Origin of the sequence: Acrocarpospora phusangensis (genome assembly GCF_016862995.1) — a bacterium.
GTDB classification, from domain to species: Bacteria; Actinomycetota; Actinomycetes; order Streptosporangiales; family Streptosporangiaceae; genus Acrocarpospora; species Acrocarpospora phusangensis.
This window is the reverse complement of sequence record NZ_BOOA01000029.1, coordinates 34,024-46,297: the sequence shown is the minus strand read 5'-3', so window position 1 is coordinate 46,297 and position 12,274 is coordinate 34,024. Positions and strand designations below refer to the sequence as shown.

Genomic DNA, 12,274 nt, shown 5'->3' with positions numbered 1-12,274 from the left:
ATCATTCGGGGGCGGGAAGATTCCACCGTACAACTCGCGAATTGGGAAGACCGCCCAAGGCGTAACCGACCGCACGCTCGGGAGGGATCGCCTCGCCTTCCCGGTATTCGCGGTCGAACGCCGCGTCGCCCACCGCCGTCCTGGCCCGGTGCTCCGCCTCCAGGCGCGGCCCGGCGAAGTCGGGCGAGCCGAACTGGCTCAGGCCGAAGCCGTCCCAGATCCGCTGGCCCGCGCCGAGCAGCCGGGCCGCCCGCAGGTGGTCGCCGATGGCGGCGGCCGTCACCGCCAGCTGGTCGACCGCGACCGCGCTGCCCAGCACGTCGCCGAACCGCCAGACCGCCTTCAGCCCGGCCCGCGCCAGCCGGTCCGCCGCCACCGCGTCGCCGCGGCCCAGCGCCACCCGGGACCTGATGTAGTCGCCGCACGACCGGGCCCAGACCTCCCCCACCAGCTCGCACTCGGTGCCCTGGGCGGCCATCACGGCGGCGGCCCGCTCGTGCTCGCCGCGCATCAGCAGGCAGAGGCTGAACACGGTGGCGGCCACCAGGCGGCCGACATGCCGGCCGCCGGCCTGGTCGAAGTAGCGGATCGCCTGCTCCACGACCGCGCCGCCGTGCGCAGGATCGCCCTTGACGATGGCCAGCGCGCCCAGGCCGAGGTGGGCGTATCCGGCGCCGACCCAGTCCTCCTGGGCCAGCGCGGCCTCGCAGGCCTCGGCGGTGCGGCGCGCGACCAGGTCCAGGTCGCCCTGCGCGAACGACACCCAGGCCGCGGCCCACAGCGCTTTCGTCCGGGCTGGTCCTGGTTTGCTGTTACGTTCCAACGCCCGGTCCAGGTAGTAGCGCCCCTCCCGGATCTCGCCGAGGCAGAACCAGACGAACCAGAGCGCGCCGACCAGCTCCAGGCCGACCGCGCTGGCGATGCTGTGGTCCAGGGCCAGCCGCAGGTTGGGCAGCTCGCAGCGGACCCAGAGCGCCCAGGTGAACTGGTTGGGGCCGAACCAGTCGGCGTCGGCCTCCCGGGCCAGGGTGAGGTAGTAGTCCCGGTGCCGCCGGAGCTGGAGTTCCTCCTCGCCGAGTTCGCGCAGCCAGTCCCTGCCGTACTCGCGGATGGTGTCGAGCATGCGGTAGCGGTCGTCGCCGGCCCGCACGATGGACTTGTCGGCCAGCCTGGCCAGCAGGCCCGGCACGTTGGCGAGACGTTCGTCGGCGCAGACCTGGTTGGCCGCGTCCACGTCGAAGGAGCCGGCGAAGACCGACAGCCGGGCCCAGAGCAGCCGCTCGTCGGGCGTGCACAGCTCGTGGCTCCACCCCACCGCCGACCGCAGCCCGTCATGCCGCCCGGTACGGCTCCCGCCCCCCAGCACCGCGAACCGGTCGTCCAGCCGGTCGGCCATCTCCTCGGGGGAGAGCGCGCGCAGCCGCCGGGCGGCCAGTTCGAGCGCGAGCGGGATGCCTTCGAGGCGGCTGCAGAGCCGTACCACGGCGTCGGTCGGGGTGAACTGGGGGAGGACGGCGACGGCGCGCTCGCAGAACAGGCGTTCGGCGTCGGCGGCGATCAGCGGTTCCACCCGGTAGACGCGCTCCCCCGGCAGGCCGAGCGGCTGCCGGCTGGTCGCCAGCAGGCGCACGCCGGGGGCGGCGGCCAGGATGCGTCCCGCCAGGTCCCTGGCGGCCTCGATGAGGTGCTCGCAGGTGTCCAGGACGAGCAGCAGCCGCCGGCCGGCCAGATGGTCGGCGACCACCTCGGCCTGCGGGCGGACCGACTGCTCGCGCAGGCCGAGGGCGGCGGCGACCGCGTGCGCGAGCAGGTCGCCGTTGCGTTCCGCGGCCAGTTCGGCGAAGTACACCCGGATGCCGGGATCGGAGGCGGCGGCGCGGATGGCGAGGCGGGTCTTGCCGACACCGCCCGGACCGGTCAGCGTGACCAGCCGCGACTCGCCCATTAATCGGCGGAGCTCAGATAACTCCAGGTAGCGGCCGACAAAGGTGCTCGTCTCGGCGGGCAGATTCACGCCCGCAGCAAATCACGCTCAGGGCCGAGAATCGACCACACCTGTGGAGAAAACCACTCCTGGGGAAGATATTTCTAACGCATAGTCCAGCCCGGCCTGGCGGCCTCTGGCCAGCGCGGCCTCGTATCCGGCGTCCCCCAGGGCGCTTCTGGCCCGGCTCTCCCAGTCCTCGTGCGGGGCGTTGAAACCGCGCGAGCCGAACAGGGGCGGACCGACCGAGCGCCACAGCCGGGCCGCCGCGCCCCGCAGCAGCACCGCCCGCCCGTACTCCCCGGCGTCCGCCAGCACCAGGGCCAGCAGTTCCACGTCCAGCACCGTGCCGACCAGGTCGTCGAAGGACCGATTGATCTCCAGCGACTCCCGGGCGAGCCGCTCGGCCTCGTCCGGCTCCCCGTTCGCCCAGTGCGCGTACGCCTGCGCGTAGTACGCGTACGACAGCACCCACCGGTCGCCGTGGGCCTCGCAGTCGGCCCTGACCTCCTGGGTCAGCCGCAGGCACTCCTGGAGCCGCCCGTCGAAGGCCAGGGCCAGGGACAGGCCGACCTTGCCCAGGAGGGTCTGGCTGTCCAGGATGCCGAGCCAGGCGTACTGGTCCAGGGCGTCCTCGAAGAGGGGGATGGCGGCGGCGTAGTCGTCGGTGAGCAGGGCGGCGCTGGCCAGCCGGTGGGTGGCCCTGGCCCTGGTCCGGTTGTCGCCGCCCTCCCGGCACTCCTCCAGCAGGCGTACGGCGCGGTCGGTGTCGCCGCCCAGCAGGGCCACGTATCCGGTCGCCCACAGGGCCTTGGCGCGTTCCGGCGTGGGCGAGGGGTCCAGCGCGAGCGCCTGTTCCAGCCAGTGCCGGCCCTCGCCGAGGTGGCCGCAGCCGACCCAGTAGAACCAGAGGCAGCCGGCCAGCTCCAGGCCGTCGCGGACCTCGCCGGGGATGCTCAGGCAGAACTCCAGGGCGCTGCGCAGGTTGCCGTGCTCGGACCTGGTCCTGGTCAGGACCGCCCCCTGGCCGGGGCCGAACCACTCGGTCTCGCCGCGGCGGGCCAGGCGCAGGTAGTAGTTCTTGTGCCGGCGGCGCAGGCGGAAGGTCTCCTCCTCGCCGAGGCGGCGCAGCCACTCCGCGCCGTACTCGCGGACGGTGTCCAGCATGCGGTAGCGGGAGCCCTCCTCGCGCACCAGGATCGAGCGCTCCACCAGGCCGCTGACCAAGTCGAGCACCTCGTACGGCGGGATGACGCGGTCGGCGCAGACCTCCTCGGCGGCGGACAGGTCGAAGCGGCCGGAGAAGACGGCCAGCCGGGCCCAGAGCAGCCGTTCGCCCGGGGAGCACAGCTCGTGGCTCCAGCCGATCACCCGGCGCAGCCCGTCCAGCAGGCGGAACCGGTCGCCGAGGCCGCCGATGACCTCGGCCACCGACCGGTCGGCGAGGCGGCCGGCGGCGAGTTCGATGGCCAGCGGGATGCCGTCCAGGCGTTCGCAGAGCCCGCCGTCCTCGACCAGCGCGCGTCCGGCGCGTTCGTTGAGCAGGGTGATCGCGTCGGCCTTGGCCAGCGGGCCGACCACGAACAGGTGCTCCCCCGCCACGTCCAGGGACTGCCGGCTGGTCACCATGATCCGCAGCTCGGGCGCGGCCTTGAGCAGGGTCTCGGTCAGCCTTGCGCATCCGTCCACCAGCGCGTCCGCGCCGTCGAGCACGAGCAGCTGCCGCCGGTCGGCCAGGTACGCGGCGAGCGTCTCCTCCGGGGTCCTGGCCGGCTCCTCGGCGAGCGGGACGGCCTCCGCCACCGTGGGGGCGAGCAGTCCGGGGTCGCGGACCTCGGCCAGGTCCACCCGGGTGACGCCGCCGGGGAAGCCCGCCCGCAGCTCGTCCGCCACCGCGCCGGCCAGCCGGGACTTCCCGATTCCGCCGACGCCGGTCAGCGTGACCAGGCGCGACAGCTCCAGCAGTCGGGCGACTTCGGCGATCTCCGGCCTGCGGCCGACGAAGCCGGCCTGTTCGGCGGGCATTCACGAATCGTAACCCTCAGGACGCGGAACGGGTGTTCTGAATCATCCGCCCGGGCCGGGGCACTAGACTTCGCACACCGCCACCTGCCGTAAACGAGGATCGCATGTCTGGGTATGACCGAGTAGTTCAGCCGGCGGCCGGAGACGAGGCCCTGGAGAACCACCTGGGCGGGGACGAAGCCCGGAATTACCGGCAGTACGAGTTCGACATGGTCGCGCCGCACGTCGGCCGGTCGATGCTGGAGATCGGATCCGGTCTCGGGCACTTCGCCGAGCAGTTCCTGCCCCGGCTGGACCGGCTGGTCGTGAGCGACTTCGACCCGTACTGCGTGGAGCAGCTGGAGAAGCGGTTCGCCGATCGGGACGACATCGACGTGCTGCAGTTCGGGCTGCCGACCGCGATCCCGCTGGAGAACAAGGTCGACACCGTGGTGATGATGAACGTCCTCGAGCACATCGAGGAGGACGTCGAGGCGCTGCGCTCGCTGGCCGAGGTGACCCAGCCCGGCGGCAAGATCATCATTTGGGTGCCCGGCTACATGCAGCTCTATGGGGACTTCGATCGCAAGGTCGGGCACGTCACGCGGTACACGCCGGCCACGCTCGGCCGTACCGTCGCGGCGGCGGGGCTGGACGTGGACGTGCTGAAGCCGATCAACTTCCTCGGCGGCATCGCCTGGTGGCTGGCCGTGCGGCGGGGCGGTGTCGGGTATCCGGACCCGCGCCTGGTCAAGATCTACGACCGGACCGTGGTGCCGAGCACGCGGTTCATCGAGCGGTTCATCCGGCCGCCGTTCGGCCAGACCGTGTTCTGCGTGGCCAGGGTTCCCTTCTAGTTCACACGGATTTCTCACCTTTCTCCGCTGATCAGCCCAGCGTGGGCGGCTTTGCTGGGCTCCATGAGAATGAAGCTCGCCCTCGGCGCCACGGTCGCGGCCGTGTTCCTGGCCTCGGCCCCCGCGTCCACGGCGTCCGCCGGCCCCGTCGCGTACGCCCCGGCGAAGGCCTCCGCCGATTCACGGCAGGGGGCCGCCACGCCGCTCAGCCGGGTCAAGCGCAAGGCCGTCGGCATCCACGGCACCGCCACCCTGCGGACCAAGAACGCCTTCGTCGACTACACCTGGCAGCGTGGCTCGATCGTCGCGAAGGACGCCTCGACGCTGACCGTACGGAGCCGTGACGGAGTGACCTGGACGTGGAAGACCACGTCGGACACGCGGTTCCGCCGCGCCGGGGCCAAGGCCGACCTGGGCACGCTCGTGGTGGGTGACCGGGTCTTCGCCATCGGCGTGGCCGGGAAGCCGAACCCGACAGCGGCGCTCGTGCGCGTACCAAAGAAGCTCAAGAACCCCGAAAGCAAGGTCCTGGGCAGCTAAAACGGACATTTGGGGCTTCTGGCCGTACGGAAGCACCCATACTTGTGTCAGTCATGAGTGAGACCAGAATCCTCGTCGTCGAGGACGAACCGAATATCCGGGACATCGTGGATGTCGCGCTGCGCTTCCACGGCTTCCACGTGACGGCGGTCGCCAACGGCCGCGACGCGCTGCGCGAGTTCGCCGCCCGGCGCCCGGATCTCGTCGTCCTCGACGTCATGCTGCCCGACATCGATGGATTCGAGGTGTGCCGGCGCATCCGGTACGAGGGCGTGCAGACACCGGTGATCTTCCTGACCGCGCGGGACGCCGTCTCCGACACCGTACGCGGGCTGACCATGGGCGCCGACGACTACGTCACCAAACCGTTCTCGGTGGAGGCGCTGATCGCCAGGATCCGGGCGGTGCTGCGCCGTACGACCGTGCCGGACGCCGAGGAGCGGCCCAACGGCGACGTGCTGCGGGTGGCGGACCTGGAGCTGGACGAGGCGCGGTGGGAGGTGCGCCGGGGCGGCGTCCGGGTGGACCTGTCCCCCACCGAGTTCCGGCTGCTCGCCTTCATGATGGAGCACCCGGGCCTGGTGCTGACCAAACGGCAGCTGCTCGACCAGGTGTGGGGCTACGGCGGCTCCTCCCAGGTCCTGGAGACCTACATCTCCTACCTGCGCCGCAAGCTGGACCCGCTCGGCCCCCCGCTCATCCACACCCAGCGCGGTGTGGGGTACGCCCTGCGGCCCTAGATGTCGCTGCGCACCCGTCTTCTGGCCGGACTGCTCGCCATCAGCGCCCTCCTGCTGGTGGTGTTATCCGCGGTCAGCGCCGTCGTGCTCCGGGGCCACCTGTACGACCGGCTGGAAGGCCAGCTGCTGGCCGCCACCTCCACCGCGTCCCGCCGGGTGGAGGCCACCGACACGCTCACCCAGGCCCTGACCGGGTCCACCTTCGCCGTGGTCACCCTCAACCTGAACAACCGGCGGACCCGGCTGGTCAGCGGGGACGCGCCGCAGGCCGGTTCGGTGCCGGGGCTGGTGGAGGGCATCGGCCTGGAGCGGCTGACGGCGCACGCGTCGGCGGGCCGTACCTTCGAGCTGGGCGGGGATCTGATGGCGGCGGCGGCGCGGACCCGGATCGGGGCCCGGCTGGTGATCGTCGCGGTCCCGCTGGACAGTGTGGACGATCCGGTCCGCCGGGTGCTCCTCGCCGAGCTGGTGACGGGCGGGCTGCTGATCGCGCTGCTGGCGCTGCTCGGGCGGCTGCTGATCGTGACCGGCCTGGCGCCGCTCGGGCGGATGGCGCGGATGGCCCTGGGCATCGCGCGGGGCGGCGACCTGTCGGCGCGCATGCCGGAGGGCACCTCCGAGGTGGGCAAACTGGGCAGCGCCATCAATCTGATGCTGGACCGGATCAGCGCCTCGTTCCGGGACCGGTGGGCCTCCGAGGACCGGATCCGCCGTTTCGCCGCCGACGCCTCCCACGAGCTGCGTACGCCCCTGGCCGCCATCCGCGGCTACGCCGAGCTGTACCGCGCCGGGGCCATCCCCGAGAAGGAACTGCCCAAGGTCATGGGCCGGATCGAGGACGAGGCGACCCGGATGGGCAAACTCGTCTCCGAGATGCTGGAGCTGGCCCGGCTCGACCGCAGCGCCGCGCTCACCCTCTCCGAGACCGACCTGTCGGAGATCGCGCGGGAGGCCGCCGCGGACGCCACCGCGCTGGACCCCGAGTCCTCGATCATCGTGGACGCGCCCCCGACGCTCGTCGCGCTCGTGGACGAGGCCAGGATCCGCCAGGTCGTGGTCAACCTGCTGGCCAACGTGCGCGCCCACACCCCGCAGGGCACGCCCGCGTTCATCCGGCTGGCCGAGACCGGCGGCAAGGTGCTCCTGGAGATCGCCGACGACGGGCCGGGCATGTCCCCCGAGCAGGCCGCCCGCGCCTTCGACCGCTTCCACCGCGGCGAGGAGCGCCTGTCCGACGGCGCCGGCCTGGGGCTGTCCATCGTCAAGGCGATCACGGACGCGCACGGCGGCCGGTGCTGGATCTCCTCCGCGCTCGGGTCCGGGACGATCGTGCACATCGAGCTGCCGGCCGCCCGAGAGCTCGCGGACAAATGAGAGGACCGCCCCGCGTGCGGCAGGACGGTCCTCTCGGGTGGTGATCGCTTCTCGGGTGTGATCGTCAGAGGCGCTCGATGATGGTGACGTTGGCCTGGCCGCCGCCCTCACACATGGTCTGCAGGCCGTAGCGGCCGTTGACCCGCTCCAGCTCGTGCAGGAGCTTCGTCATCAGGATCGCGCCGGTGCCGCCCAGCGGGTGGCCGAGGGCGATCGCGCCGCCGTTCGGGTTCGTCCGGGCCGGGTCCGCGCCGAGCTCGGCCAGCCAGGCCAGCGGAACCGGCGCGAACGCCTCGTTGATCTCGACGACGTCGATGTCGTCGATGCTCAGGCCGGCCTTCTGCAGGGCCTTCCGGGTGGCCGGGATGGGCGCGGTGAGCATGTAGACAGGGTCGTCGCCGGTCAGGGCGAGGGTGACGATGCGGGCCATGGGGGTCAGGTTGTGGTCGCGCACCGCCTGCTCCGAGGCGATCAGGAGGGCGCCCGCGCCGTCGGAGATCTGCGAGGAGGTGGCCGCGGTGATGCGGCCGTCCTCCCGCAGCGTCCGGAGCTGGGCCATCTTCTCGATGGTGGTGTCCGGGCGCGGGCCCTCGTCGTCCTCGACCCCGTTGAGCGGAGCGATCTGGTCGCGGAAGTACCCGTTGGCGATCGCCTTCGCCGCCCGCTGGTGGCTCTCGTACGCGTAGCGGTCCAGGTCCTCGCGGGACAGGTTCCACTTCTCGGCCATCAGCTCGGCGCCGCGGAACTGTGAGATCTCCTGCTTGCCGTACCGCTCCACCCACTTCTCGCCGAAGGGGAAGGGCATGCCCTTCTCCAGCGCGGCCGTGATGCTGGAGCCCATCGGGACGATGGACATGGATTCGACGCCGGAGGCGACGACCAGGTCCTGGGTGCCGGACAGCACCCCCTGGGCGGCGAAGTGGATCGCCTGCTGGGAGGAGCCGCACTGGCGGTCGATGGTGACGCCCGCCACGGTCTCCGGGAGGCCCGCGCTCAGCCAGGCGTTGCGCGCGATGTCCATCGACTGCGGGCCGAACTGCATGACGCAGCCCATGATGACGTCGTCCACGGCCGCCGGGTCGACGCCGGTGCGCTCGATGAGCGCGCTGAGCGTGTGCGCGGCCAGGTCGACGGGGTGAACGGCGGACAGCCCGCCCTTCTTCTTCCCGACCGGGGACCGGACCGCTCCCACGATGTACGCCTCTGCCACACTGCCCTCCAACTCAGAAACCGAGCATTGTTCGGTCAGTAACAGCTTACCGCAGAACGGTATTCCGCCAGGGGTGCCCGCCGGGTCATCTGCCGATCGTGACCACGGTGCCCATCGGGACCTTCGCCATCGTCTGGAGGGCCGACCGGGGCACGCGGACGCAGCCGTTGCTGACGCTCTGGCCGAACACACTCGAGTCGGACCAGCCGTGCAGCCCGATGGTGGCGGGGCCGCCGTCGAAGGTGCGCAGGGTGGGCGAGTGGGTGCCCAGCGGAAGCACCGGCACGCCGTACCCCTTGCCGGTGTCGACCGCGGACATGACGAACGTGCGGCCGACCGGGGTGGGCGTGCGCGCGGCGCCGGTGGCCACCCGCCAACTGCCCACGACGCGGCCGCCCCGGTGAATCGACATTCGGTGCGAACTCAGGTCGACATTGATTCTGTAGTCGCTGTGGGAGTACTGCACGCCACCCGAGCCGGTGTGAATCCAGCCGGTCGAATGGTTGGGACGGCTGGGCAGGAGCACGCGCGCCCAATCCGGTCGCGAGTCCACTACCGGGACCCATGTCGGACTTTCTACCAAATGAGTGGGCAGGACGCCGATCGGCTTTCCGCCGGGGCGGCCATAAACGATTTTCGGCTTCGTCGGATGAAGGATGCGGCCACTGGTCCGCGCGAAAGCGTGGTGATCCCGGGGCACTCTGGGCAAAGTGGACCAAGTAGTGACACGGGGCAAATGTCGCTTAATTCCGTCGGGCAGGTTCATAGGCGCGATGGCACGCGGACGGTCCTGCGGGTACGAAATAGGACGAATCATCGGGCGCGAGCTGTAACCGTCCTGCGAACGGTCGTCGTAACGGTCCTGCTCCGCGTAACGCGACTGCGGGCGCTCGGCGTAACGCTGCTGGGGCTGCTCGGCGTAGCGCTGCCGCGAGTCGTCGGAGTAGCGCGACTGCGGCTGCTCGAAGTAGCCCTGACGCGGCTCCTCGGCGAAGCGCTGCAGGGGCTCCTCCATGTAACGCGGCTGCGGACGCTCGGCATAGCGCTGCTGCGGCTGCTCGACGTAACGCGGGCGCGACTCCTCGGCGTAACGCTGCCGCGGTTCTGAGGCGTAACGCGGCTGCGGGCGCTCGGCATGGCGCTGGCGCGGCTCCTCGTAACGCCGGTGGTGCGGACGCCCCGCCTGGCGATGCCGGGTCTGCTCGACACGCCGCTCCTGCTTGAGCTCGGCCTGGCGCATCATCTGCTTCTCGACCTTGCGCTCGGCGGCGCGCTCCATGAGCCGGATGCGGCGCGCCATGGGCCCCTGCACCCGCGTCTGGGCCCTCCTGACGCCCGCCTTGGCGTGCCCGGCCCGGTAGTGGACTCCCCCGCGCACGCGGTAGTGACGTGCGCCCTTCCCGCGGGCGCGATTGTGCCCCTTCGTCCGGGGCTTGCCCTGGGCCGGCGTGGCCTGGGCGGGCTCGGTGAACGCGGTCACGGCGCGCTTGGCGTACGCGATCTCGGCGTGGGCGGTCGCGCCCAGGACATCACCGAAAACGGGGACCAAAACGCCGATCGCGCTACCGGTGGCTATCGAGAGCAAAAAAGGTACTCGCATCGGACACCTCCGAAAAGAAACCAACGAAGGAACTATGACATGCGAAGGCCCGAAATTAAGGACGGCGACACGAGCGGTTCGTCTCCGGCAGGGCCGTACCACCATGTCAGAGCCAATCAATAACGCCACGCCGTGTCGTATTGCAAAGAATCGGCTTGTGTGAAAATCAATCGTCCTTTACGCATGAGTGTGTCGGCTTCTTTCGAAAATCGGGGAGATCGACAAGTAGCAAGCGATTCGAGTAAGAAGATCACTTAGATACGGGATCGACGAATCTCGCATCGTTTCTCATAAAAGAGAGGATCGTCTAATGAAGAGCCAACTCAAGCTCGCTCTGGCGACCGGTTTCGCCGTTGTTCCGGCCGTCGCCGCCATGTTCGCCATGGCCCCCAGCGCGCACGCCGCCGCTGTCGCCCTGAGCGCGACCGCGAAGGTCCAGCCGGTCGTCCCGGCGCAGCCGGAGGGCCCGGGCGAGGCTGCCGAGAACCTCATGCAGCACGACCCCGAGGAGCGGCGCCGTCACCACGACGACATCGACATCGACATCGACAACCGTCAGCGCCAGGACAACGACCAGCGCCAGTTCAACAACCAGCGCTTCTTCGTCGAGCAGCGTCACTTCGGCGACCAGCGCCACCACGGTGAGCACCGGGTCTTCGGTCACCACCGTCACTGGGGCGAGCACCGTCACTGGGGCCACCACCGCCACCACGGCCACCACCACCACCGTCACCACGGGCATGGCCACTTCCACCACCGCCACCACCACTTCGGCCACATCCACCACCGCCACCACCACTGTGGCCGGTTCGGTGTCGCTGGTTGAAGGCGATAGCCGACTTCCTGCCGGGGTGACACGGCAGGAAACCGGATGAAAACCAAGCGGACCCCTCCGTGCCTGGCACGGAGGGGTCCGCCCCTTTGTTGCCTGTTACCTGTCTCGGATCAGGCGCGCCGCGCGGGCAGCAGATCCTCCGCTTCCAGAATCTGGAAGCCCCACGCGTCCACGACCGGGCCGTCCAGCGCGCTCCCCAGAGCCAGCGCCACCTTGCCGGGTTCGAGCACGAGATCGTCCCCCTCCAGCTCGCCGTCCTCCAGCGCCCGCACCGCGATCCTGACCACTTCCGTCGCGTACGGCAGCAGCCCCGCGACCACGGCGGGGAACCGCGTCTCATAGCTGGCGGTGACCTGGATGTCGGCCCCGGTGTAGACGATGCTCTGCCCCGCCTGAACCACCAGCCCGCTCTTCCCGGGCTCATCCACCTCTTCCTCAGAGGCGGCCTCCTCGGACGCGGTGTCGTCCGTCGCAGCCTCGGAACCGGCTTCGGGCGTGGTTTCGTCGGAAGCAGCGCTCTCAGACGCGGCCTCAGTGGACGCCGCCTCCTCGGACGCCGCCTCCTCGGATGCCGCTTCCGCGGATGCGGTCTCCTCAGCGGCGGCTACCTCGGCTTCTTCTGCTTCTTCGGTTTCAGCCTCGGCGGTGGTTCCGGCGGCTTCGGTGGCTTCCGTGGTTTCGGCGGTTTCGGTGGCTTCCGGGAGGCGTAGCAGGCCGCGGAGGAGGGCGGCGAGTTCCTCCTGGTCCGGCATTTCCGGCAGGTACACCGCCGCCAGGCGCGAATCGTCCTCGGCCGGGTCGTCCGCGGAACCCTCGCAGAGCGACCACCCGCCGTACCGGTACGCGATCCCGGCCGCCAGGAACTTGTCGTAGTAGTCCATCGGCAGCGGCCGCTCGGCCACCACCCGGTACGCCCAGAGCCGTTCCTCGTCCTCGATGCTCAGCTTCCGCAACAGGTCGGCGGTCAACTCCAGCGGCGCGTGGATCCGGGTCCCGGCCGCGAGCAGTTCCTCGCCGTCCTGCGCCGCGGTCGGATCGGCGAGCTGTACGGCCTCCAGCAGCGCGTCCGGCTTCACCTTCGCGGGCAACAGAACCGTGGGCCCCGTCCTAAGCCGCCCCGGCAACAGAAG

10 protein-coding genes are annotated in these 12,274 nt (G+C 70.6%); 4 read left to right on the top strand and 6 right to left on the bottom strand.

Annotated features, from left to right (window positions below):
• Position 1: 1 nt before the first annotated feature.
• A complete protein-coding gene (locus Aph01nite_RS18755) occupies positions 2 to 2,014 on the bottom strand; it encodes an ATP-binding protein (protein WP_204042216.1) in 2,013 nt (670 codons plus the stop codon).
• Between the two features lie 18 nt (positions 2,015 to 2,032).
• Entirely contained in the window at positions 2,033 to 4,009 is a 1,977-nt protein-coding gene (locus tag Aph01nite_RS42185; protein WP_204042215.1) for an ATP-binding protein, read from the bottom strand.
• Between the two features lie 104 nt (positions 4,010 to 4,113).
• Here Aph01nite_RS42185 and Aph01nite_RS18745 point away from each other — a divergent pair, with 104 nt between their 5' ends.
• From Aph01nite_RS18745 to Aph01nite_RS18730, 4 genes are all read left to right on the top strand, one after another.
• Entirely contained in the window at positions 4,114 to 4,845 is a 732-nt protein-coding gene (locus tag Aph01nite_RS18745; protein WP_204042214.1) for a class I SAM-dependent methyltransferase, read from the top strand.
• Between the two features lie 63 nt (positions 4,846 to 4,908).
• Entirely contained in the window at positions 4,909 to 5,385 is a 477-nt protein-coding gene (locus tag Aph01nite_RS18740; RefSeq protein WP_204042213.1) for a hypothetical protein, read from the top strand.
• A gap of 53 nt (positions 5,386 to 5,438) precedes the next feature.
• Positions 5,439 to 6,125: a response regulator transcription factor gene (locus Aph01nite_RS18735; RefSeq protein WP_204042212.1), complete on the top strand. Its 687-nt coding sequence runs from the start codon at positions 5,439 to 5,441 to the stop codon at positions 6,123 to 6,125.
• The gene (locus tag Aph01nite_RS18730; protein ID WP_204042211.1) at positions 6,126 to 7,499 is read left to right on the top strand and encodes a sensor histidine kinase; all 1,374 of its coding nucleotides are present in this window, start codon (positions 6,126 to 6,128) and stop codon (positions 7,497 to 7,499) included. It abuts the gene before it with no gap.
• A gap of 64 nt (positions 7,500 to 7,563) precedes the next feature.
• Here the strand turns inward: Aph01nite_RS18730 and Aph01nite_RS18725 are convergent, their stop codons facing one another.
• The 4 genes from Aph01nite_RS18725 to Aph01nite_RS18710 all read right to left on the bottom strand — a co-directional run bounded on the left by Aph01nite_RS18725 (position 7,564) and on the right by Aph01nite_RS18710 (position 12,232).
• Complete coding sequence (locus Aph01nite_RS18725) at positions 7,564 to 8,709, bottom strand: acetyl-CoA C-acetyltransferase (protein WP_204042210.1); 1,146 nt, start codon at positions 8,707 to 8,709, stop codon at positions 7,564 to 7,566.
• Positions 8,710 to 8,794: 85 nt separating this feature from the next.
• Positions 8,795 to 10,309 (bottom strand): L,D-transpeptidase family protein, encoded by a 1,515-nt coding sequence (locus Aph01nite_RS18720; protein WP_204042209.1) that lies wholly within the window; start codon positions 10,307 to 10,309, stop codon positions 8,795 to 8,797.
• A gap of 307 nt (positions 10,310 to 10,616) precedes the next feature.
• Complete coding sequence (locus Aph01nite_RS18715; RefSeq protein WP_204042208.1) at positions 10,617 to 11,108, bottom strand: hypothetical protein; 492 nt, start codon at positions 11,106 to 11,108, stop codon at positions 10,617 to 10,619.
• Positions 11,109 to 11,254: 146 nt separating this feature from the next.
• Entirely contained in the window at positions 11,255 to 12,232 is a 978-nt protein-coding gene (locus tag Aph01nite_RS18710; RefSeq protein WP_204042207.1) for a hypothetical protein, read from the bottom strand.
• Positions 12,233 to 12,274 lie beyond the last annotated feature (42 nt).

Bases quoted from the DNA above. Each gene is read 5' to 3' on its own strand.
- Aph01nite_RS42185 (WP_204042215.1), bottom strand. From the start codon at position 4,009: ATGCCCGCCGAACAGGCCGGCTTCGTCGGCCGCAGGCCGGAGATCGCC.
- Aph01nite_RS18745 (WP_204042214.1), top strand. From the start codon at position 4,114: ATGTCTGGGTATGACCGAGTAGTTCAGCCGGCGGCCGGAGACGAGGCC.
- Aph01nite_RS18740 (WP_204042213.1), top strand. From the start codon at position 4,909: ATGAGAATGAAGCTCGCCCTCGGCGCCACGGTCGCGGCCGTGTTCCTG.
- Aph01nite_RS18735 (WP_204042212.1), top strand. From the start codon at position 5,439: ATGAGTGAGACCAGAATCCTCGTCGTCGAGGACGAACCGAATATCCGG.
- Aph01nite_RS18730 (WP_204042211.1), top strand. From the start codon at position 6,126: ATGTCGCTGCGCACCCGTCTTCTGGCCGGACTGCTCGCCATCAGCGCC.
- Aph01nite_RS18720 (WP_204042209.1), bottom strand. From the start codon at position 10,309: ATGCGAGTACCTTTTTTGCTCTCGATAGCCACCGGTAGCGCGATCGGC.